15 protein-coding genes are annotated in these 21,392 nt (G+C 70.8%); 8 read left to right on the top strand and 7 right to left on the bottom strand.

All coding sequences use genetic code 11. The features are described 5' to 3' along the window. The first annotated feature begins 155 nt into the window (after window positions 1–155). The 3 genes from ACPXB1_RS18915 (at window position 156) to ACPXB1_RS18905 (ending at window position 10,370) form a co-directional block, all read left to right on the top strand. Window positions 156–3,068, top strand: a complete 2,913-nt coding sequence (locus ACPXB1_RS18915) for a glycosyl hydrolase (protein ID WP_425735586.1) — start codon at window positions 156–158, stop codon at window positions 3,066–3,068. A gap of 312 nt (window positions 3,069–3,380) precedes the next feature. Next, on the top strand, window positions 3,381–8,840 hold the full coding sequence (locus ACPXB1_RS18910; RefSeq protein WP_355594620.1) for a carboxyl transferase domain-containing protein: 5,460 nt from the start codon (window positions 3,381–3,383) through the stop codon (window positions 8,838–8,840). 336 nt (window positions 8,841–9,176) lie between these two features. Continuing rightward, the gene (locus ACPXB1_RS18905) at window positions 9,177–10,370 is read left to right on the top strand and encodes an endo-1,4-beta-xylanase (protein ID WP_355594621.1); all 1,194 of its coding nucleotides are present in this window, start codon (window positions 9,177–9,179) and stop codon (window positions 10,368–10,370) included. Window positions 10,371–10,429: 59 nt separating this feature from the next. Here the strand turns inward: ACPXB1_RS18905 and ACPXB1_RS18900 are convergent, their stop codons facing one another. Further along, on the bottom strand, window positions 10,430–10,741 hold the full coding sequence (locus tag ACPXB1_RS18900) for an NIPSNAP family protein (protein WP_355594623.1): 312 nt from the start codon (window positions 10,739–10,741) through the stop codon (window positions 10,430–10,432). 88 nt (window positions 10,742–10,829) lie between these two features. Between ACPXB1_RS18900 and ACPXB1_RS18895 the strand changes: the two genes are divergently transcribed. Beyond that, window positions 10,830–11,768, top strand: coding sequence for an endonuclease/exonuclease/phosphatase family protein (locus ACPXB1_RS18895; protein ID WP_425735585.1), 939 nt, complete (start codon window positions 10,830–10,832; stop codon window positions 11,766–11,768). A 19-nt stretch (window positions 11,769–11,787) separates the two neighbouring features. Here the strand turns inward: ACPXB1_RS18895 and ACPXB1_RS18890 are convergent, their stop codons facing one another. The 5 genes from ACPXB1_RS18890 to ACPXB1_RS18870 are packed head-to-tail and all read right to left on the bottom strand — an operon-like array spanning window position 11,788 to window position 16,252. Beyond that, complete coding sequence (locus tag ACPXB1_RS18890; protein ID WP_355594627.1) at window positions 11,788–12,387, bottom strand: LutC/YkgG family protein; 600 nt, start codon at window positions 12,385–12,387, stop codon at window positions 11,788–11,790. Further along, window positions 12,384–13,829 (bottom strand): LutB/LldF family L-lactate oxidation iron-sulfur protein, encoded by a 1,446-nt coding sequence (locus tag ACPXB1_RS18885; protein WP_355594629.1) that lies wholly within the window; start codon window positions 13,827–13,829, stop codon window positions 12,384–12,386. The genes ACPXB1_RS18890 and ACPXB1_RS18885 overlap by 4 nt, the downstream gene beginning before the upstream one ends. Further along, window positions 13,826–14,599 (bottom strand): (Fe-S)-binding protein, encoded by a 774-nt coding sequence (locus ACPXB1_RS18880; RefSeq protein WP_355594631.1) that lies wholly within the window; start codon window positions 14,597–14,599, stop codon window positions 13,826–13,828. Before ACPXB1_RS18880 ends, ACPXB1_RS18885 begins: the two co-directional genes overlap by 4 nt. A gap of 55 nt (window positions 14,600–14,654) precedes the next feature. After that, entirely contained in the window at window positions 14,655–15,404 is a 750-nt protein-coding gene (locus ACPXB1_RS18875; protein WP_355594633.1) for an SDR family NAD(P)-dependent oxidoreductase, read from the bottom strand. Then, window positions 15,401–16,252: a fumarylacetoacetate hydrolase family protein gene (locus ACPXB1_RS18870; RefSeq protein ID WP_355628921.1), complete on the bottom strand. Its 852-nt coding sequence runs from the start codon at window positions 16,250–16,252 to the stop codon at window positions 15,401–15,403. The genes ACPXB1_RS18875 and ACPXB1_RS18870 overlap by 4 nt, the downstream gene beginning before the upstream one ends. Before the next feature lie 160 nt (window positions 16,253–16,412). On the opposite strand from ACPXB1_RS18870, the gene ACPXB1_RS18865 reads away from it, so the two are divergent. The 4 genes from ACPXB1_RS18865 (at window position 16,413) to ACPXB1_RS18850 (ending at window position 20,463) form a co-directional block, all read left to right on the top strand. After that, window positions 16,413–17,645 carry a trypsin-like serine peptidase gene (locus tag ACPXB1_RS18865; protein WP_355628924.1) on the top strand — a complete coding sequence of 411 codons (1,233 nt, stop codon included), beginning with the start codon at window positions 16,413–16,415 and terminating at the stop codon, window positions 17,643–17,645. Between the two features lie 174 nt (window positions 17,646–17,819). Continuing rightward, entirely contained in the window at window positions 17,820–18,656 is an 837-nt protein-coding gene (locus tag ACPXB1_RS18860) for a CPBP family intramembrane glutamic endopeptidase (protein ID WP_355628927.1), read from the top strand. After that, on the top strand, window positions 18,653–19,807 hold the full coding sequence (locus ACPXB1_RS18855; RefSeq protein WP_355628930.1) for a sensor histidine kinase: 1,155 nt from the start codon (window positions 18,653–18,655) through the stop codon (window positions 19,805–19,807). Before ACPXB1_RS18860 ends, ACPXB1_RS18855 begins: the two co-directional genes overlap by 4 nt. Next, a complete protein-coding gene (locus ACPXB1_RS18850; protein ID WP_355628933.1) occupies window positions 19,804–20,463 on the top strand; it encodes a response regulator transcription factor in 660 nt (219 codons plus the stop codon). Before ACPXB1_RS18855 ends, ACPXB1_RS18850 begins: the two co-directional genes overlap by 4 nt. A gap of 9 nt (window positions 20,464–20,472) precedes the next feature. Here the strand turns inward: ACPXB1_RS18850 and ACPXB1_RS18845 are convergent, their stop codons facing one another. After that, on the bottom strand, window positions 20,473–21,354 hold the full coding sequence (locus tag ACPXB1_RS18845; RefSeq protein ID WP_355594645.1) for an MHYT domain-containing protein: 882 nt from the start codon (window positions 21,352–21,354) through the stop codon (window positions 20,473–20,475). Window positions 21,355–21,392 lie beyond the last annotated feature (38 nt).

The following is a 21,392-nucleotide window of genomic DNA, read 5'->3' as shown; positions in this document are numbered from 1 at the left end:
TCCGTACGCAACCTGGTTGACACATTGACGCGGATCTCGGCGTTCGATTACCGTGCGAGCGAGAGAGAGCGCTCTCTCAGTCGACCTTCTCCTCATTTCAGACGCAACGCGCCGGAGCGGGCACGGACCGTGACCCGGCGTGCGATGGAGGCACCATGAAACCTCCCGTCCCCCACCGTCGATGGGCCCTGGCCGCCACCACGGCCCTGGCCCTGGTCGTCGGCGGCCTCACGATTCCCCTCACCCGCGCCGCCGAGGCCGCCCCGGTCGGCGCCGGTAGCTACACCACCACCCCGGTCGGCCCGCTCCCCTCCGGCTGCGGCTCGATGTCCAGCAACCCCCGGCAGTTCGCCACCGCCAACGCGCCCGGCGGCGCCATCCCCACAAACGACTGGTGGTCCTCGCTGCTCTGGAAGCGCACCGACTGCTCCTTCAGCGAGCCCCTGCACGCCCACCCGATCTCGTACGACACGTTCACCGACGGTCTCGGGTTCTCCGCCAACTCCACGCCCGCCATCAGCGGCACCGCCACCGGTGTCGGGGAATTCCACTACCCGTACGTGCAGGACATCCGGGTCGGCGTCGCCGGGCTCGGCGCACCCCAGGTAAAGGTCGACGGCTGGAGCGACTGGACGGTCAGTCCGCACTGGAGCGACGGCAGCCGCACCCTGCGGGCCACCATCGGCCACGGCCTGCCGTTCGCGTACTTCCAGAGCACCGGCGGCGACGCGGTCATCAGCACGAGCGGCAACCCGGAGGTCTGGTCCAACAGCGGCGCCACTATCGGGTTCCGGGTCAACGGCCATGACTACGTGGGGTACGCACCCAGCGGCGCCAGCTGGAGCGTCGCCTCCGGCCGGATCTCCTCGGGGCTGGCCGGTCGCGGGTACTTCTCGGTGGCCCTGCTGCCGCCGACCTCCAGCGCGTCGGAGCGCGCCGACCTGGCCGCGACCTACGGCAGGTACGCGCACGCCCACGTCACCGGCACCACAGTCTCGTACACCTACGACCAGGCCACGAGCGGGCTGACCACCACGTACGCGTTCACCACCACCGCCCGGGAGGGCAGCGCCACGCAGACTGTGGTCAGCCTCTACCCGCACCAGTGGAAGTCGCTGTCCGGGTCCACAGCGATCACTCCGACATACCCGTCGGCGCGGGGACGGATGAAGGTGCTCACCGGCGTCAGCCAGTTCCGCACCGCAATGAAGTTCCAGGGCATCCTGCCGGAGTTGCCGGCCGTCGGTGACGGCAGTGGCGCCGACCTGGCGACGCTCAACGGTCACCTGGCCGCCGCACGTAGCAACCCGATGGACCAGCGCGGTGGCGACACCTACTGGACCGGCAAGGGGCTCGGCCGGGCCGCCCGGCTCGCCGAGGTCGCCGACCTGGTCAACGACACGGCCACCCGCGACAGCGCGCTGAACGCCATCCGCAGCACGCTCACCGACTGGTTCACCGCGTCGAGCGGAAAGACCAGCAGGGTCTTCTACTACGACAGCAACTGGGGCACCCTGATCGGCTACCCGGCGTCGTACGGCTCCGACCAGGAGCTCAACGACCACCACTTCCACTACGGCTACTACATCGCGGCCGCCGCGACGCTCGCCAAGTTCGACCCGTCGTGGGCCTCCACCAGCCGCTACGGCGGCATGGTGGATCTGCTGATCCGCGACGCCAACAACTACCGGCGCGACGACACGCAATTTCCCTACCTGCGGGACTTCGACATCTACGCCGGCCACGACTGGGCCTCCGGGCACGGCTCGTTCGGCTCCGGAAACAACCAGGAGTCCTCGTCGGAGGGAATGAACTTCGCCAGCGCCCTCATCCAGTGGGGGCAGGTCACCGGCAACACCGCCGTCCGTGACGCCGGCATCTTCCTCTACACGACGCAGGCCGCGGCCATCCAGGAGTACTGGTTCGACGTCAGCGACCAGAACTTCCCGGCCGCGTTCGGGCACTCGACTGTCGGCATGGTCTGGGGCGACGGCGGCGCGTACGCCACCTGGTTCAGCGCCGAGCCGGAGATGATCCAGGGCATCAACCTGCTGCCGATCACCGGCGGGCACCTCTACCTGGGCAACAACCCGGCGTACGTACGCACCAACTACGCCGAGCTGGTCCGCAACAACGGCGGGCCACCCAGTGTGTGGCAGGACATCCTGTGGCAGTTCCAGGCCCTCGGCGACGGTGACGCGGCGCTGGCGAACCTGCGGGCGAACCCCAACTACACGGTCGAGGAGGGTGAGAGCCGGGCGCACACGTTCCACTGGATCCGCAACCTCGCGGCGCTGGGCACCGTCGACACGACGGTCACCGCGAACCATCCGCTGAGCGCGGTCTTCTCCCGCAACGGTTCGCGCACCTACGTGGCGTCCAACCCGACCGCGAGCCCGATCACCGTCACGTTCTCCAACGGCACCCGGCTCACCGTGGCGGCCGGAAAGACTGCCACCACCGGGGCGTACACCTGGAGCGGTGGCAACGCCTCCGGCGGCGTCAACCCGACCACGCCGCCCACCACGGCCCCGCCGACGACGGCACCGCCCACCACGGCTCCCCCGACGACGGCACCCCCGACCACGCCGCCGCCCAGCTCGGGCTCTCCGACGCGGTACCTGCTGTCGAACGGCGGGCTGGGCGCCGCCGGAAGCGCGACCACGACGACTGTCGCGGCGGCGAACGGAAACCACGACGGTACGCCGACCAACGCGCGCGTCTTCACGGCGACCGGCCTCAACCTCGCCTACTCCGGCGGGCAGAGCGCGTTCGACCTGTTCCTGGACGCGGGCACTGCGGTCGGCAACGGCGTGCAGGTGCGGATCTCCTACGACCTGACCGGCAACGGCAGTTGGGAGCGGGTGGAGACCTTCCGCTACTTCGCCACCGACCCGGTTTCCGGCTACGAGCACTACACCCACAGCGCCGGCCTGGCCTCGGCCACCGGAACGTTGGGCGCGCTGTCCAACGGCACGGTACGGGTGGAGGTCTGGTCGGCGATCGGCAACAACCCCACGACCCTGGGCATCGGCAACCAGTCGGTGCTCCGGCTCCCCTACTCCTGAGCACGCTTTCCGGGTCGCCGTCGGTCGGGCAACGACCGGTGGCGACCCGGAACCGCGTCCTGGTGGACCTGCGGCGAGCAAACCGACAGACCGCCCAAATAACGCATCGCGGCATCGACGCCAAGGATCGGACACTGATTCGGCAACCTGGACGTGGCAGCCAAAAACTTTTGTCAGGTTCCTACAACTGAGCGGCGGTCTGTTCGGCGGTTGCGCCATGGCATTCCGCGCCCCGAGCCGGAAAAGTGATCACTGTCGGGAGCCCGTCAACTCGCGACGTGCACATGATGGTCTACCAAAGGGGTCAGTCGGGTGTTCAACCGTGTCGCCATCGTCAACCGTGGTGAAGCCGCCATGCGGCTCATCCACGCGGTCCGAGAGCTGGCCGCGGAGACGGGCATCCGGATCGAGACGATCGCCCTCTACACGGACGTCGACCGCACCGCCACGTTCGTCCGCGAGGCGGACATCGCCTACGACCTCGGTCCGGCGTCCGCGCGCCCGTACCTCAACCTGGCAACCCTGGAGCGCGCCCTTGTCGAGACCGGAGCGGACGCCGCCTGGGTCGGCTGGGGCTTCGTCGCCGAGGACCCGGCGTTCGCGGAGCTGTGCGAGAAGATCGGCGTCACGTTCGTCGGCCCGAGCGCGGACGCCATGCGCCAGCTCGGCGACAAGATCGGCTCGAAGCTGATCGCCGAGAAGGTGGGCGTACCGGTCGCGCCCTGGAGCCGCGGCGCCGTGGAGACACTTACCGCCGCCCGCGCCTCGGCAGCCGAGGTCGGCTACCCGCTGATGCTGAAGGCCACCGCGGGCGGTGGCGGTCGCGGCATCCGCGTGATCCGCGACGAGGCCGAGCTGATCGACGCGTACGAGCGCACCAGCCAGGAGGCGGCGCGGGCGTTCGGCAGCGGCATCGTGTTCCTGGAGCGCCTTGTCACCGGCGCCCGGCACGTCGAGGTCCAGGTGATCGCCGACGGGCAGGGCACGGCGTGGGCGCTCGGCGTACGCGACTGCTCGGTGCAGCGCCGCAACCAGAAGGTCATCGAGGAGTCGGCGTCGCCGGTGCTCAGCCCCGAGCAGGCGGCCGAGCTGAAGACGTCTGCGGAGCGGCTCGCCATCGCCGTCGGCTACCGGGGCGCGGCGACAGTCGAGTTCCTCTACCACCCCGGCGACCGGCTGTTCGCGTTCCTGGAGGTCAACACCCGCCTCCAGGTCGAGCACCCGATCACCGAGTTGACCACCGGATTCGACCTGGTCAAGGCCCAGCTGCACGTGGCGGCGGGCGGCCGCCTCGACGGTGAGCCCCCGGTCGAGCGCGGGCACGCCATCGAGGCCCGGCTCAACGCCGAGGACCCCGACCGGGACTTCGCGCCGTCGCCGGGCCGCATCGCACGGCTGGACCTGCCCAGCGGCCCCGGCATCCGGGTGGACACCGGCGTCAGTGAGGGCGACACCATCCCCGCCGACTTCGACTCGATGATCGCGAAGATCATCGCGTACGGGCGCAACCGCGACGAGGCGCTTGGCAAGCTGCGCCGGGCGATGGCGAACACCACGGTGATCATCGAGGGCGGCGCGACGAACAAGAGCTTCGTGCTCGACCTGCTCGACCAGCCCGAGGTGCTCGACGCCAGCGCGGACACCGGCTGGATCGACAGGGTCCGGGGCGAGGGCCGGCTCGTCACGCACCGGCACTCCGCCGTGGCGCTGGCCGCAGCAGCCATCGAGTCGTACGAGGAGGAGGAGCGGGCCGAGCGGCAGCGCCTGCTGTCGACGGCCTCCGGCGGGCGCCCTCAGGTGCAGCACGCCAGCGGCCGTCCGCTGGACCTCAAGCTGCGCGGGGCCACCTACCGCCTGCGGGTGGCACGCATCGGCGCGCACCGGTTCCGCGTCGGCATCGAGGCGGGCGGCACCGTACGCACCGCCGACGTCGTCCTGGACCGCTTCGACAGGCACACCGGCCAGATCGTCGTCAACGGCATCCGGTACCGCCTGCTCACCGGCACGCACGGCCCGACCCATCTCGTCGAGGTCGACGGCGTCACCCACCGGGTCAGCCGCGACGAGGGCGGCGTCGTCCGCTCCCCCATGCCGGCGCTGGTCGTCGCCACACCGCTGGAGGTCGGCGCCGAGGTCGAGGCCGGCGCGCCGGTGCTGGTGCTGGAGGCCATGAAGATGGAGACGGTGCTGCGCGCGCCGTTCCGGGCCCGGCTCAAGGAGTGCGCCGTCTCCGTCGGTAGCCAGGTGGAGGCAGGCGCGCCGCTGCTGCGGCTGGAGCCCCTCGGCGACGAGTCCGCGACGACCGTGGCCGGCCCGAGCGCCGCCGCCGTCGAACTGGACCTGCCCGCTGCCGACGACGACGCGTCGGCGTACCAGCGCAGCCGGCGCGGCCAGGAGGATCTGCGCGGCCTGCTGCTCGGCTTCGACGTCGACCCGCACGACGACCGTCGCGTGCTCGACGACTACCTTGCGGTGCGGCGGACGGCGGCAGAGGAAGGCCACCCGCCGCTCGCCGCCGAACTGGACCTGATCGAGGTCTTCGCCGACCTGACCGAGCTGAGCCGCAACCGGCCCACCGGCGAGGACGGCGGCGCCCACGTCCGTAGTGCGCGCGAGTACTTCCACACGTACCTGCAGAGCCTGGACGTGGAGCGGGCCGGGCTGCCGGATGCTTTCCAGGCCAAGCTCGCCAAGGCGCTCGGCCACTACGGTGTCGTCGACCTGGACCGCTGCGGCGACGTCGAAGCCGCCGTCTTCCGGATCTTCCTCGCCCAGCAGCGGGCGGCGGCCGACGCCACTGTCATCGCGGCGCTGCTGCGTGCGTGGCTGCGCGAGACCCCGCCGGAGGAGGCGATGCGCGAGCCGGCCGGTCTGGCACTGGAGCGGCTGATCGCCGCCACCCAGGTCCGCTTCCCCGTCGTCGCCGACCTGGCCCGGGGCGTGGTGTTCGCCTGGTTCGCGCAGCCGCTGCTGCGCCGCAACCGCGCGCGCGTCTACGCCCAGGTCCGTGGGCACCTGCGGCACCTGGACGCGCACCCGGACGCGCCCGACCGCGGCGAACGCATCGCGGAGATGGTCCGCAGCACCGAGCCGCTGGTCCGGCTGCTCGGTCAGCGCCTCGTGCGCGACCACCTCGACAACGCGGTGATGCTGGAGGTGCTGACCCGGCGGTACTACGGCAACCGGGCGCTCACCAGCGTGCGTACCCGAGACGTCGAGGGCTGCTCGTTCGTTGTCGCCGAGCGCGCGGATTCCAGCGTGGTCTCCGCAGCGGTGCGCTTCGACACGCTCGGTGTCGCACTGCGCGGGCTTGCCGAGCTGGCCAGCGGTGAGGACGCCGTCGACGCCGACATCTACCTCGGCTGGGAGAACCAGCCGGAGGACTTCGACGCGATGGCCGCAGCCCTGCTGGAGGTCGTCACCGCGCACCCGTTGCCGGCGCAGGTGCGCCGCCTCACCACCACCGTCGCCGGTCGCGGCGGCGCGGTGATGCACCACCACTTCACGTTCCGCCCGTCGGACGGCCAGATGGCCGAGGACCGGCTGATCCGGGGTCTGCACCCGTACATCGCGCAGCGCATGCAGCTGGAGCGGCTGCACAAGTTCGACCTGACCCGGCTGCCGTCGGCGGACGAGGAGGTCTACCTCTTCCAGTGCGTGGCCAGGGAAAACCCGTCCGACGAGCGTCTCGTCGCGTTCGCGCAGGTGCGCGACCTGACCGAGCTGCGCGAGCAGGACGGCCGGCTGGTGGCGCTGCCAACCGCCGAGGACGCCATCGCCGCCTGCCTCGACTCGATCCGCCGCGCCCAGACGCTGAGGCCGTCGAAGACGCGCTTCACCACAAACCGCATCGTGGTGTACGTCTGGCCGCCGAGCGAGCTGACCCGCCAGGAGATGGAGATGATCGCCGGGCGCGTACGTCCGACGACTGTGGGCGCCGGTCTTGAGGAGGTCCTCTTCATCGCCCGCCAGCGTGACCGCCGCACCGGCGAACTGACCAAGATCGCTGTCCGGATCACGTTCGACGCGGCGGGCGGGGCCGAGCTGACCGTCGGCGAGCCACCGGTCGAGCCTGTCGAGCCGCTGGACGAGTACCGGCTGAAGGTGCTGCGCGCCAGCAGCCGCAACACCGTTTACCCGTACGAGCTGACCGGCCGCCTCGGTGACTTCGTCGAGTACGACCTCGACGACGACCACGCGCTGGCGCCTGTAGACCGGCCGAAGGGGCGCAACCGCGCCGCGATCGTCGCCGGTGTCGTCACCACGCCGGCGCCGCTGCACCCGCAGGGCGTCACCCGGGTCGTGCTGCTCGGCGACCCGACGAAGTCTCTGGGCGCACTGTCCGAGCCGGAGTGCCGGCGTGTGATCGCCGCACTGGACCTCGCCGAGCAGATGCGGGTGCCGCTGGAGTGGTGGGCGCTGTCCGCCGGCGCCCGGATCTCGATGACATCGGGCACCGAGAACATGGACTGGGTGGCGGCGGCGCTCAAGCGCATCGTCGAGTTCACCCAGGCCGGCGGCGAGATCAACATCGTGGTGGCGGGTATCAACGTCGGTGCGCAGCCGTACTGGAACGCCGAGGCCACGATGCTCATGCACACAAAGGGCGTCCTGGTGATGACGCCGGACTCGGCGATGGTGCTCACCGGCAAGCAGTCGTTGGACTTCTCCGGTGGCGTGTCCGCTGAGGACAACTTCGGCATCGGCGGCTACGACCGGGTGATGGGCCCGAACGGGCAGGCGCAGTACTGGGCGCCGACCCTGACCGCCGCGCGGGACGTGCTGATGGCCCACTACGACCACACGTACGTCGTGCCCGGCGAGGCAGCACCTCGGCGGGCGGCGACCACGGACCCGGTGGACCGTGACGTCTCCGACTTCCCGCACGACGTGGCGAGCAGCCCGTTCCGTACTGTCGGTGAAATCTTCTCGGTCGAGTCCAACCCGGACCGCAAGAAGCCGTTCGACATCCGTACGGTGATGCGGGCGCTCTCCGACCAGGACCACCCGGTGCTGGAGCGGTGGGCTGGCATGGCCGACGCGGACACCGCGGTGGTGCAGGACGTCCACCTCGGCGGGATCCCGGTGTGCCTGCTCGGCATCGAGTCCCGGTCGGTGCCGCGGCGTGGCTTCCCGCCCACCGACGGCCCGGACACCTACACGGCGGGCACGCTGTTCCCGCGGTCGTCGAAGAAGGCCGCGCGGGCCATCAACGCGGCGAGCGGCAACCGGCCCCTCGTCGTGCTTGCCAACCTGTCCGGCTTCGACGGCTCACCGGAGTCGATGCGCAAGCTCCAGTTGGAGTACGGCGCCGAGATCGGCCGGGCGATCGTCAACTTCAACGGCCCGATCGTCTTCTGCGTGATCTCGCGCTATCACGGCGGCGCGTTCGTGGTGTTCTCGAAGGCGCTGAACCCGCGCATGACGGTGCTGGCGCTGGAGGGATCGTTCGCCTCGGTACTCGGCGGCGCTCCCGCCGCGGCGGTGGTGTTCTCCGCGGACGTCAACGCCCGTACCGCCGCCGACGATCGGGTCCGCGCCCTACAGGCTCGCGTCGCCGCCGCGTCCGGCACCGACCGCGCCGCGCTGACCGCCGAGTTGGACGAGCTGCGGTCCTCGGTGCGGGCGGAGAAGCTCGGCGAGGTGGCCACGGAGTTCGACAGGGTGCACAACATCCAACGCGCCGTCGAGGTGGGCTCGGTGGACGCCGTCATCCGCGCCGCCGAACTGCGCCCGCGCATCATCGAGGCCATCGAGGCCCACCTGCGGTAGCACGTGCACGTACCGACGGTGCCACTGTCGATCGTCGACGGTGGCACCGTCGCTGTTTCGGGGCCGCCCGGACGCCCGAAAGTTTCAACCATCCGATGTTCGTGGCCGTGCAGCTCACTCGGCCGATTTCCGGAAGTTTTCACAGTTGACGAGGTCCATCGACGGGCTTAACGTTTCGAGCAAGTTTCCGGTTCCTCCGTGGAACCATCGGCGCCACCCCTGACCTGTCCACACCCCGGCACCCGGCGCCGACTTCCGTTTCCGTCACACCGAATCCGGGGCCGCACCCTCCCTTCAAAGATCGACATCTATCGATCAATATCGAGAGGAAGGCAGATGAAGCCAAGACGGTGGATCAGCGTCGGCGCCGTCGCCGTCGCGACCGCTGCGGCGCTGAACGCGGTGCCCGCCACCGCGAGCCGACCGTACGACCCGACAGCGCAGACCCTCGGCGCTCTCGGCCAGCGCCACGGCCTGCACATCGGCACGGCTGTCAACGCGACTGCCCTGAACGACGCCAGCGACCCGCAGTACCGCCGGTTGGCGGCCACCGAGTTCTCCTCGGTCACCGCCGAGAACGCCATGAAGTGGGAGAGCCTGGAGCCCACCCGGGGCACCTACGACTGGGCCGCCGCCGACCAGCTCATCGAGTTCGCCAAGCGCAACAGGCAGAGCGTCCGGGGCCACGTGCTGGTCTGGCACAACCAGCTGCCCGCCTGGCTGACCAGCGGCGTCGCCGACGGCAGCATCAGCAAGCAGGAGCTGCGCGACCTGCTGCGCAAGCACATCACCACCGTCGTCAGCCGCTACAAGGGCAAGATCTGGCAGTGGGACGTCGTCAACGAGGCCGTCAGCGACCCGTGGGACACCCCGTCGACCCTGCACTACAAGGGCTTCTGGGCACAGAACCTCGGCCCCGACTACATCGCCGACGCGTTCCGCTGGGCACGCGCCGCCGACCCCAAGGCGCTGCTGTTCTACAACGACTACAACATCGAGGCGTTCGGCTCCGGCAACCCCGCCGACGACAAGACGCAGTTCGTCTACGACATGGCCAAGGGGCTGCGCGCCAAGGGCGTCCCCATCGACGGTGTCGGCGCACAGGGCCACCTGGGCACCCAGTACGGCAACTTCGACACGCTCCAGGTGACTGCCGCGCTGAAGCGGTTCGCCGGGCTCGGTCTGGCCACCGCCTTCACCGAGGTCGACGTACGCAGCGAGATGACCGAAGCCGTGCATGCCGGCAACTCCGCCGAGATCAACCCCCGGTTGCAGGCGTCGGCCGCCAACTTCAGCGTGCTGATGAAGGCGTGCCTCGCCGTCCGCACCTGCCTGTCGTACACGGTGTGGGGTTTCAGCGACAAGTACTCCTGGGTGCCGGAGTGGTTCAGTGACCCGCCGGAGGGCATGGCCACCATCTACGACGAGAACTACCAACCCAAGCGGGCGTACCACGAGATCAAGTCGGACCTGATCTTCGCCGGACCGCCGTACGTGCTGCCTCGCATCGCGCCGAAGCCGCGCCGCTGAGCTGGCGCGGGCCGGGTGTGGGGCTGACCTCCCGCACCCGGCCCGCGTCGCGCGACCGCTCAGTCGGTAGGCAGGAGAGGCCGCATGAACGTCCGCTCGTAGCGCACCACACAGCCTGACTCGTCGCGGATGCGGTCCGCCGCCACGAAGTCCGGGTCATTGCCGAACAGCGCGCGATAACGCTCGTACGCGGCCAGGCTCTCGAAGCTGAACAGCGCCTCGGCCCGATCGCTGGCACCCTCGGCGGGCAGGAAGTAGCCGTGGTGCACCCCGCCGTGCCGGGCCACCAGCAGCATCCAGGCGCGGGCGAAGCGTTCGAACGCATCGATCTGCGCGGGGTCGATCGTGTAGTGCACGACACACGTGATCACGGGTCCACCATAGAACCCGACGCACCCCCGACCGGCCGTCGGCCCGCAGTAGGATCAACGGCACGTCGCCTGCACACCCGGAGTCCGCATGCCCGAGCAGCCGGGCGCCTCCGGCACCCGATCCTGGTGGCACCCGCGCGGCCTCAGCCGGCTCCGCAGTCGCGGCAGCACCGATCGCCCGCACCGACGGCTCCGCCGGGCCCTCGCCGTCGGCTGCCTGATCGCCGCCGCCGCGGTGCCGGCCGGCTCGTCGGTGGCCCGGCCTCCGATCGCCGACCTCCCCGCGCCCACCATCCTGCACATGCTTCAGATGAACCTGTGCAACAGTGGTCGTGCCGGCTGCTACACCGGCCGATCGATGACCAGGGCCGCCGAGGTGATCACCGCGGAGCGGCCCGATCTGGTCACCCTCAACGAGATCTGCCGGGACGACGTGGCCGCCCTGCACCGCGTCCTCGCCGACGCGCACACCGGCGCTACAGTCGTGTCCGCCTTCCAGGCGGCCGGCGACCGTCCCAGCGGCGCCGACACCTGGTGCCGCAACGGCCAGTCGTACGGCATCGGGTTGCTGGCCCGCCTGCCGACGCCGGACACCCGCCACACTGTGCACAGAGGAATCCACCCGATACAGGACGTCGCCGACCCCGAGGAACGGGCCTGGCTCTGCGTCCACGTCGACGGCACGCTGCACGCCTGCACCACCCACCTGGCGGCCACCAGTCGCACCGTCGCGCTCGCCCAGTGCGGCCACCTGTTCGACGAGGTCCTGCCAGCTCTTCGGGGCGGCACCGGCCACACGCCCACAGTGCTGGCCGGTGACCTCAACCTCCGCGAGGGCGGCGACCCGGACGTGCGGGCCTGCACACCGCCGGGCTATCTGCGGGTCGACGACGGCGCGCTGCAACACGTCCTGGCCAGCGGCGACATCGTCCCGGCCCGTACCCGGTCAGTGGGCATGGACGGCGCTACCGACCACCCGGCGCTGCTGACCACCCTCACCGTCGACGGCAGGCGTACCGACCGCTGACCGGCGAGTCGCCCGCGAGTCAGGGCAGCAGGATTACGTGCAACCGGCGTGGGCCGTGCACCCCCTCCACCCGGATCAGCTCGATGTCGCTCGTGGCCGACGGGCCGCTGATCCAGGTCAGTGGGCGGTGCGGCGTCAGCCGGGCGAGCGCCTCGGGCACGCTGGAAACCACCTGGCCGGCGCGGACCACGCAGATGTGCCGGTCCGGCAGGAGGCTGAGCACCCGGCGCCCCTGGTCCGGCGAGCCGTCCAGAACGACGGTGCCGGTCTGGGCGATGGCGACCGCGGCGGCGGTGACGACCGCGTCCGCGGCCCCGATCCGCGCGTTGTCGAGGCCGTCGTCGGGCATGGCGGTCACCGTCGGCGGCAGCCACGTCGACGGCAGACCCGGAGGTACAACGACAGTCCCGCCCGGAGGCAGGATGCTGGCGATCGTGTCGGCCACGGCGGCTTCGGCGACCCGGTGCACGTGTGCCCGGTAGTCGGTCAGCCGCTGCACCAGTTGGTCAAGGTCGAGAGTGCCCGTGTGCCGGTAGTCGCGGGGCACCTCCACCAGCTCGGTGCCGCCGGCGGCGAGCGCGGCCCGCAGCCGGCCGAGGACGACGTCACGCGAGCTCATCGGTCGGCCCACCAGTCACGGAACGTCTGCGCCGGCGGTTCCGGCAGGTCCCGGCTGCCGGTCCAGCCGTTCAACGGCGGCGGCAGACCCCTCCCGCGCCGGCCGGCGAACCGGCTCAGGCGGGCGGCGCGCTGCCCGGCCGCGTACAGCCGGGGATGGTCCATGGCGTACGCGGCGGCGGCCATCGCGATCGACTCTGCTGTGGGCCGGCGATGCGACTCGACGGCCTCGGCCCGCAGATGCACAAGCAGCTCCGGAATGTTGATCTTCACGGGGCAGGCGTCGTAGCACGCGCCGCACAGCGTCGAGGCGTACGGCAGTGAGGCGTTGTCCTCGATGCCGGTGAGCTGAGGTGACAGCACCGCCCCGATCGGCCCCGGATACACCGAGCCGTACGCGTGCCCGCCGGCGCGCTCGTACACGGGGCACACGTTGAGGCAGGCCGAGCAGCGGATGCACCGCAGCGCCTGCCGTCCGACCTCGTCGGCGAGCACCGCGCTGCGCCCGTTGTCCAGCAGCACGAGGTGGAACGCCTGCGGCCCGTCGCCGGGGACCACCCCTGTCCACATCGACGTGTACGGGTTCATCCGCTCCCCCGTCGACGCCCTGGGCAGCAGTTGGAGGAACACCTCGAGGTCCCGCCAGGTCGGCACCACCTTCTCGACACCAAGCACGGTGATCAGCGTCTGCGGCAGGGTGAGGCACATCCGGCCGTTGCCCTCGGATTCGACGACGGCAAGCGTGCCGGTCTCGGCGACGGCGAAGTTTCCGCCGGACACCGCCACAGGCGTACTCAGGAACGTCTGTCGCAGGAAGCGGCGCGCGGCGGCGGCGAGGGCCGTGGGGTCGTCGGTAAGCGTCGGGTCGACGCCAGGCATCTCGCGGAGGAATATCTCGCGGATCTCCGCCCGGTTGCGGTGGATCGCGGGGACCAGGATGTGGCTGGGCCGGTCGCCACCGAGCTGCACGATCAGTTCGGCGAGGTCGGTCTCGACAGGCGTGATCCCGGCGGCTTCGAGAGCCTCGTTGAGGCCGATCTCCTGGGTCGCCATGGATTTGACCTTGATGACCCGGTCTGCGCCGGTCGCCCGGACGAGGTCGGTGACGATCCGGTTGGCCTCCACCGCGTCCGCCGCCCAGTGCACGACGCCGCCGGCCTCGGTGACCCGCGCTTCGAGCTGCTCCAGCAGTTCGGGCAGGCGGGCCAGGGTGTCGGCCTTGATCGCCGCGCCCGCCGACCGTAGCTGCTCCCAGTCGGGCAGCTCGGCGATGACGCCGCTGGACTTCGCGCGGATCGTCGTCGTCGCGTGCCGCAGGTTGCGGCGCAGCTGCGGGTCGGCCAGGCCGCGCCGCGCGGCGGCCGGGAACGACTCCGCGCCGCGCAGGTGGCCCACACCGGGCGGCGCGGTCGCCGGCATGCCGAGGAACGTCCGGCGCGTCATGGCCGCGCCGCCGGTCGGCTGGCGGCATGGCCTGTCGCGGCCTGCTCGGTCGAGGCCAGGATCTCGGCGAGGTGCACGACGCCGACCCCGGTCCGCAGCCGCGACAGGCCGCCGCCGATGTGCAGGAGGCAGGAGGCGTCGCTGGCGGCGCACACGTCGGCGCCGGTGGCGAGCACATGGCGCATCTTGTCCGCGAGCATCGCCGTGGAGGTCTCCGCGTTCTTCACCGCGAAGGTGCCGCCGAACCCGCAGCACTGGTCGGCGGCCGGCAACTCGACAAGGGTGAGCCCGCGCACCTCGCTCAACAGTCGTCGCGGCCGGTCCCCCACCCGCAGCATCCGGGACGAGTGGCAGGTCGGGTGGTAGGTGACGCGGTGCGGGTAGTACGCCCCCACGTCGGTGACACCGAGCACGTCGACAAGCAACTCCGACAGCTCGTACGTCCGCCCCGCCACCGACTCGGCCCGCCCGGCGAGCCGATCGTCGCCCGCCCGCCGGGCCACCATGGCGTGCTGGTGCCGCACCGACCCGACGCAGGAGCCCGACGGCGCGACGATCACGTCGTACCTGTCGAAGACCTCCACGTGCCGGCGTACCAGGGGCACCGCGTCGCGCTGGTAGCCGGTGTTGACGTGCATCTGACCGCAGCAGGTCTGGCCCTGCGGAAAGGCGATCTCGTGCCCGAGCCGCTCCAACAACCGCACGGTCGCGGTGGCCGCCTGCGGGAACATGGTGTCGGCCAGGCAGGTCACGAACAGCGCGATCCGCACGGGCCACCTCCACCTGTCGGCTCATTCTGCGGCAGCGGGGGGCGGGGCGCGACAGTCATGGCCGTACGCGCAGGTGGGTGACGCCGCCGTCGACGTCCAGGACGGTGCCGGTGGTGGAGCCCGAGCGCGGCGACGCCAGGTAGAGGATGGCGTTCGCGACCTCCTCGGGGGTCACCAGTCGTCCGATGGGTTGGCGTGCCTGCAACGCCACCCGCTCGGCGGCCGGATCGTCGGCCTGCGCCAGCAGGCGGCCGACCCACGGTGTGTCGGCGGTGCCGGGGCACACGCAGTTGACCCGGATGCCCTCGCGGACGTGGTCGGTGGCCATGGCGAGGGTCAGCGACAGCACGGCGCCCTTGCTTGCCGAGTAGAGCGCCCGGTTGGGCAGGCCGTTGAGCGCGGCGATGGACGAGGTGTTGACGACCGACGCGTGCTCCGAGCGGCGCAGCCACGGCAGGGCCGCGCTGACCACCCGGGCCATCCCGACCACGTTGACGTCGAGGACCCGGTGCCACTCGTCGTCGGTGTTGTCGGCAACCGTGCCGGTAGCGCCGACGCCCGCGTTGTTGACGACCACGTCGATGCCACCGAGGTCGGCGGCGGCCGCACCGACCGCCTCCTGCACCGACGCGCGGTCGGTCACGTCGGCGGTGTAGCCGGCGACGCCCTCGTCCAGGCCGCTCGGGTCGAGGTCGAGGACCGCCACCCGGGCGCCCCTGGCCCGCAGTTCCAGGGCGGTGGCGCGACCGATGCCGGACGCGCCGCCGGTGACGATCGCGGTCAGCCCGGCGAACTCCCCGGTCATGCCGCCACCATCGCCTGGCGGGCACGACCCAGGCCGTCGATCTCCATCTCCACCACGTCACCGGGGCGCAGGTACGGGTGGTCCGGGAGGCCGAGCGCCACCCCGGCCGGAGTGCCCGTGTTGATCACGTCGCCCGGGTACAGGACCATGAACTGGCTGAGGTACCAGACGACGTGCGCGACCGGGAAGATCATGTCGCGGGTCGACCCGTCCTGGCGCAGCACCCCGTTCACCCACAACCGCAGCGCGAGCGACTGCGGGTCGTCGACCTCGTCGGCCGGCACGAGGCTCGGCCCCAACGGGTTGAACGTCTCGCAGCTCTTGCCCTTGTCCCACTGGCCTCCCCGGTCGAGCTGGAACTCGCGCTCGGAGACGTCGTGCGACACCGCGTACCCGGCGACGTGCCGCATGGCCTGCTCCGGCGAGTCGGCGTACCGGATTGTCGTGCCGACGACGACGGCGAGTTCGACCTCCCAGTCGGTGCGGGTGGAGCCGCGCGGGACGAGGACGTCGTCGAACGGCCCGACAATTGTCATCGGGTCCTTCATGAACACCACGGGTTCGGCCGGCAGTGCCGCACCTGTCTCCGCCGCGTGGTCGCGGTAGTTGAGCCCGATGCAGACGATCTTGTTGGGCCGCGCGAGGGGCGCGCCCACGCGTAGCGCGGCGGCGTCGGGCAGCTCTGCCAGCTCTTTGCGACCGAGCGCGGCACGGGTACGCGCGATCCCCTCCGACGCCCAGAAGGCCCCGTCCAGATCGGCGGTGAGCGGCCGCAGGTCGTAGGTGCTGCCGTCGTGCCGGACCACCGGGATCTCCCGGCCGGGCGGGCCGAGCCGCTGGAAGTTCATCGTCATCTCCTCTGTGAACGTTCGCGGTCATTCAACACCTGTCGCCTGGGCGCCGCGTACCGATCATGAAAGCTATATATCGATACTCTTGCATGTATTGCATCTGCTCGTGTAGGAAGGCTGCAGCACCACCAGGTGCTGTTTTTGGGGAGGAGCAACGATGAAACACGCTCTACGCCGCCTGCGAGCGGTCGCCGTCACAGTCGGCGCCTGCGCGCTCGGGTTCACCCTGCTGCCGCTACCCGCCGCCGCAGAGACACCCGTCCGACCTCTCGCGCCACAATCCGAACGGGCACCCGAGTCGAGCCAGTTCTCGGCCGAGGGGGTCACCACAGTAGGCGAACTCCGCGTCGTCGACGGCACCCTCTCCGACAGGCGCGACCAGCGGACCCAGGTCATCCGGCACCCCGGCGCGACGTACATCAAGGTGCACTTCAGCGCGCTGCGCCTGGGCCCCAGCGACTACGTCACAGTGTCCAGCCCGGACGGCCGGGAGAGCTACCGGTACGACAGCCACCTCAGCGCGTCGAGCGGATCGCCCTACACCACCGACGAACAGCCGGGATTCTGGGCGATGTCGGTGGACGGCGACACGGCGGTGGTGACGCTGCACAGCAGCGGCCCCTCGCGCGGCACCGTGGCCACCATCGACAGGTTCTGGCGCGGCTACGACCCCACGGAGATCACCCAGCACAACTTCTCCACGCTGTCCGTGTGCAGCACCGACGCCCGACGCGACGCGGTCTGCTACCAGAGCAGCCACCCCACCGAGTTCGCCCGGGGCCGGGCCGTGGCACGCCTGCTGATCAGCGGCGGCGGGATGTGCACCACCTGGCGCGTCGGCAACACCAACCGGATGCTGACGAACAAGCACTGCTTCTCCACCCAGGCCGCCGTGAGCGGCAGCGAGATGCAGTTCAACTACCAGTGCGCCACCTGCGGCGGCGCGAACCCGGGCGCCGGCACGAAGGTCAGCGGCGCCACCCTCTACAAGGTGAGCAGCGGCGGCTCCAGCCAGTTGGACTACGCCCTGTTCTCGGTCAACAACTTCGCAAGCATCCAGACCTTCGGCACCCTGTACCTCGCCACGAGCGCCACCACCACAGGCACCCGGATCTACATCCCCGGCCACGGTGACGGCAGCCCGAAGCGACTGTCGATCTACGAGGACACCCAGGGCGGCACGACGTGCTCCGTCAAGAACGCCAACTACAACACGTACAACATCAGCTACAGCTGTGACACCTCCGGCGGCAACTCGGGCTCGCCGGTGCTCAACGCCAGCCACCGGGTGATCGCCCTGCACCACCTCGGCGGCTGCCCGTCCAACCAGGGCGCGAAGGCGCACCTCATCTACAACGAGATCGCCAGCCTGATCGACAACAACGGCTGACGACCGACGACAGCAAACGGGCCGTCGGGGTGCGTGTTCGCACCTCGACGGCCCGCTTGTCCCCCGTGCGAGCTACCGCAGGTGCGCTCCGAGCGGTGACGATTTCCGGCAGGCGAAAAAATAGCGTTCAACCCAAGCCGCTGCGCCCGTGCAACGGCCTTGGGAAGGACTGCAATGCGTTTCGTAAAGCAACTCGTGGCCGTCGCGGCGGTCGCCTTCGCCGGCGGCCAGGCAATCGTCGCCGTGCGGGGCAACGACTGGCTCACACTGCCACTCGGTGTGCTGACGTCGGTGCTCGCCATCCTCGTCTACATCTGGGTCGTACGGCGTACCGAACGTCGCGCGGTCACCGAACTGGCGCGGGCCGGAGCTGTCTCGCAGACCGGCCTGGGAACGGTCCTCGGGGTCGGGATGTTCGTGGCCGTACTCGTCAACATCGCCCTCTTCGCCGAGTACCACATCAACGGCTTCGGTTCGGCGACCGGCGCGATGGGCCTGGTCGGGTTCATGGCCGCCGCCGCCGTGACCGAGGAGGTGCTCTTCCGCGGCGTCCTGTTCCGCATCATCGAGGAACGCGCCGGCACCTGGATCGCCCTGCTCATCACCGGCGTGGCGTTCGGCATGATGCACCTGACCAACCCGGACGCCAGCCTGTGGGGCGCGACCGCGATCACGATCGAGGCCGGGTTCATGTTCGCCGCCGCCTACGCCGCCACCCGCAACCTGTGGCTGCCGATCGGCCTGCACTTCGGCTGGAACATCACCGCGGGCGGAATCTTCAGCTCGGTGGTCTCGGGCAACGAACAGTCGAAGGGCCTGTTGGAGACGGCGATGTCGGGCCCGGCGCTGCTCACCGGGGGTGACTTCGGTCCGGAGGCGAGCGTGTTCGCGGTCACGGCGGGCGTACTGATGACCGCGGGGTTCATGTGGATGGCGCACCGCCGCGGCACCATCGTCCCGCGCCGCCGCCGCGCGGCCGTCTCCCCGGCGACGGTTACAGTCACCCCATGATCGACCGTCGGACGTTCCTGGACCGGTGGCGGCGGTATCCCGTCACGGTCCGGGATCTCCCGGTGGCGCTGCTGCTCGCCGCCGCGTCGGTGGTGCCGGCGTTGCAGGACCGCGGGACGCAGCTCGGCGACCTGCCGGGGCGTCCCTTCGACGCGCTGACCGCCGTGGCGATCCTCCTCCAGTGCCTGCCGCTCGCCGTCCGTCGACGTTGGCCGGCGCTCTGCCTCACCCTGGTGTCAGTCGGCTTCGCGCTCGACCAGCTGCGGGCCTACCACACGGTGGCGGGTGCCGGGCTTGCCATCGCGCTGGTGAGCGCGGCGGCCCACCTCGACCACCACAGGCGTACCGCAGTGGTCCTGGCCTCCGCCGCGTACCTGTCGCTTGCCGTCGCCCTGCACCGGCAGGGTGCGACCGAGGGGCTGCTCGGGTTCGGCACGTTCTACCTGATGCTGGCCTTCGCGTGGGGCGTCGGAGCCTGGCTGCGGCAGTCCAGGGCTGCCGAGGCCGAACGCCGTCACCACGTAGCCGTTTCCGCCCGCAACGCCGAACGCACACTCATCGCCCGTGAACTGCACGACGTCGTGACCCACCACGTGACGGCGATGGTCGTGCAGGCGGAGGCGGCGCGCTACCTGACCGCCGCCCCCGAGCGCCTCGACACGACCCTGACCGCCATCACCGACACCGGCCGGCGGGCCATCACCGACCTGCGGCATCTGCTCGACCTGCTCAACCCCGACCACGCCACCGACCCTCGTACGCCGGCCGTCGGCGACCTGCGCGCGCTCGTGGAGCAGACCCGCCGGGCCGGGCAGCCCGTGGAGTTCACCGAGGAGGGCAGCCCGGCGGGGGTGACCGGCGGTGCCGAGGTCGTCGCCTACCGGGTCGTGCAGGAGGCGCTGACGAACGCCCTCAAGCACGCCCACGGCAGCCGCACCATCGTCCACGTACGGCACGGCGAAAGGGACACCTCGGTGAACGTCAGCACTGACGGATCGGGCTCGCCCGCCGCGGCGCCCGGTGGGAGCGGGCGCGGCCTCGCGGGGCTACGCGAACGGGTCGACGTGCTCGGTGGCGAGTTCAGCGCTGAACAGCAGGCGGGCGGCGGTTTCGTCGTGCGGGCCCGCATCCCCACCGGGAGCCCGTCGTGACCGCGTCTATCCGGGTGCTCGTCGCCGACGACCAGGAGCTGATCCGCACGGGCTTCGCCACGATCATCGATGCCCAGCCCGACATCGACGTGGTGGGCGAGTGCGGCAACGGGCGCGACGCCGTCGACCTCGCCCGCCGGCTGCGCCCGGACGTGGTCGTCATGGACGTACGGATGCCGATCCTCGACGGCATCGGGGCGACCCGGCTGCTGGCCGGTCCCGGTGTCACCGATCCCGTCAAGGTGCTCGTGGTGACGACGTTCAACCTCGACGAGTACGTGTACGAGGCGCTGCGCGCCGGAGCGAGCGGTTTCCTGCTCAAGGACGCCCCTCCGGCCCAACTGCTGAACGGCATCCGCACTGTCGCGTCCGGTGCCGCGCTGCTGGCACCCGAGGTGACCCGGCAGCTCGTGGGCAGGTACGCCGAGCGGATCCGCCCGGCCGGGAACGCCGTGGACGACCTCGGCCTGACTCCGCGTGAGCTGGAGGTGTTGCGCCTCGTCGCCACCGGCCTGTCCAACGGCGAGATCGCCGCCCGGCTGGTGATCAGCCAGGAGACCGTGAAGACCCACGTGTCGCGGATCCTCACCAAGCTCGACCTGCGCGACCGGGTGCAGGCGGTCGTCTACGCCTACCGGACGGGCCTGGTGACCTGACTGTCGACGTCAGCGGGGCGGGTTGTCCCGCCGCGACGGGAACGGGGTGCCCGGCTGGCCGAGCGTCGAGCGGGCGCGCAGCCCGACCGGGTCCGGCGCGGCCACCGGCGCCGCCGGCTGCTCCGGAATCCGGCGTGCGTTCAGGTACGCGGCGCCGGCCAGGTCGTCGTCGGTGGGCGCGGCGAGCAGGGCGTAGAGCAGCCCGACCACTCCGAAGATCACCGCCAGGACGATCGGCACCAGCAACGCGCTCACGCCCGCGCCGGCCACGCCGCCCTGCCGCTCGTGCAGGTGCACCGAGAGGGCACTCATGCCGGTGAAGTGCATCCCGTTCACGGCGATGCCCATGACCAGGGCGGAGGCGAAGATGACAAGGCCACGGCGGACGGTCATGGCCAGCCACAGCGCGACGGTGGACGCGACGACAGCGATGACCACCGAGAGCACGACCCGGAGGGTGTCGTAGCGGAGGCTGCCGTTGAGGTGCATCGCCGCCATGCCCGTGTAGTGCATGGCCGCGACGCCGGCGCCGGTGAAGACACCTCCGGCGATCAGCCGTACCGGGTTCAACCGGCCGGTTCCCACGATGGCCAGGCCGATGCCGACCGCCACCACGGCGATCACGGTGCTGGCGGCGGTGAGCGGCACGTCGTACCGGATGCGGGTGCCGTCGACGGCGAAGCCGAGCATGGCCATGAAGTGCATCGCCCAGATGGCGGTGCCGCCGATGGCCCAGGCCGAGAGAAGACCCCACCAGGCGCGTTGCCCGCCGGTACGGGCCGTTCTGATGCGGCCGGCGCACACGAGCCCGAGGATCGAACCGAGGACGGACAGCGCGTAACTCAGCGCAGGTGTGATCCACCCGTACTCAAAATGATTGATCTCCGCCATGGCGGTCTGCTCCCCACTGGTCACCAGCGCGCGTGCAC

It is taken from the genome of Micromonospora sp. DT68 (genome assembly GCF_049847245.1).
In the GTDB taxonomy this organism is placed as follows: Bacteria; Actinomycetota; Actinomycetes; order Mycobacteriales; family Micromonosporaceae; genus Micromonospora; species Micromonospora profundi.
This window is presented reverse-complemented; position numbering and strand designations above follow the sequence as displayed.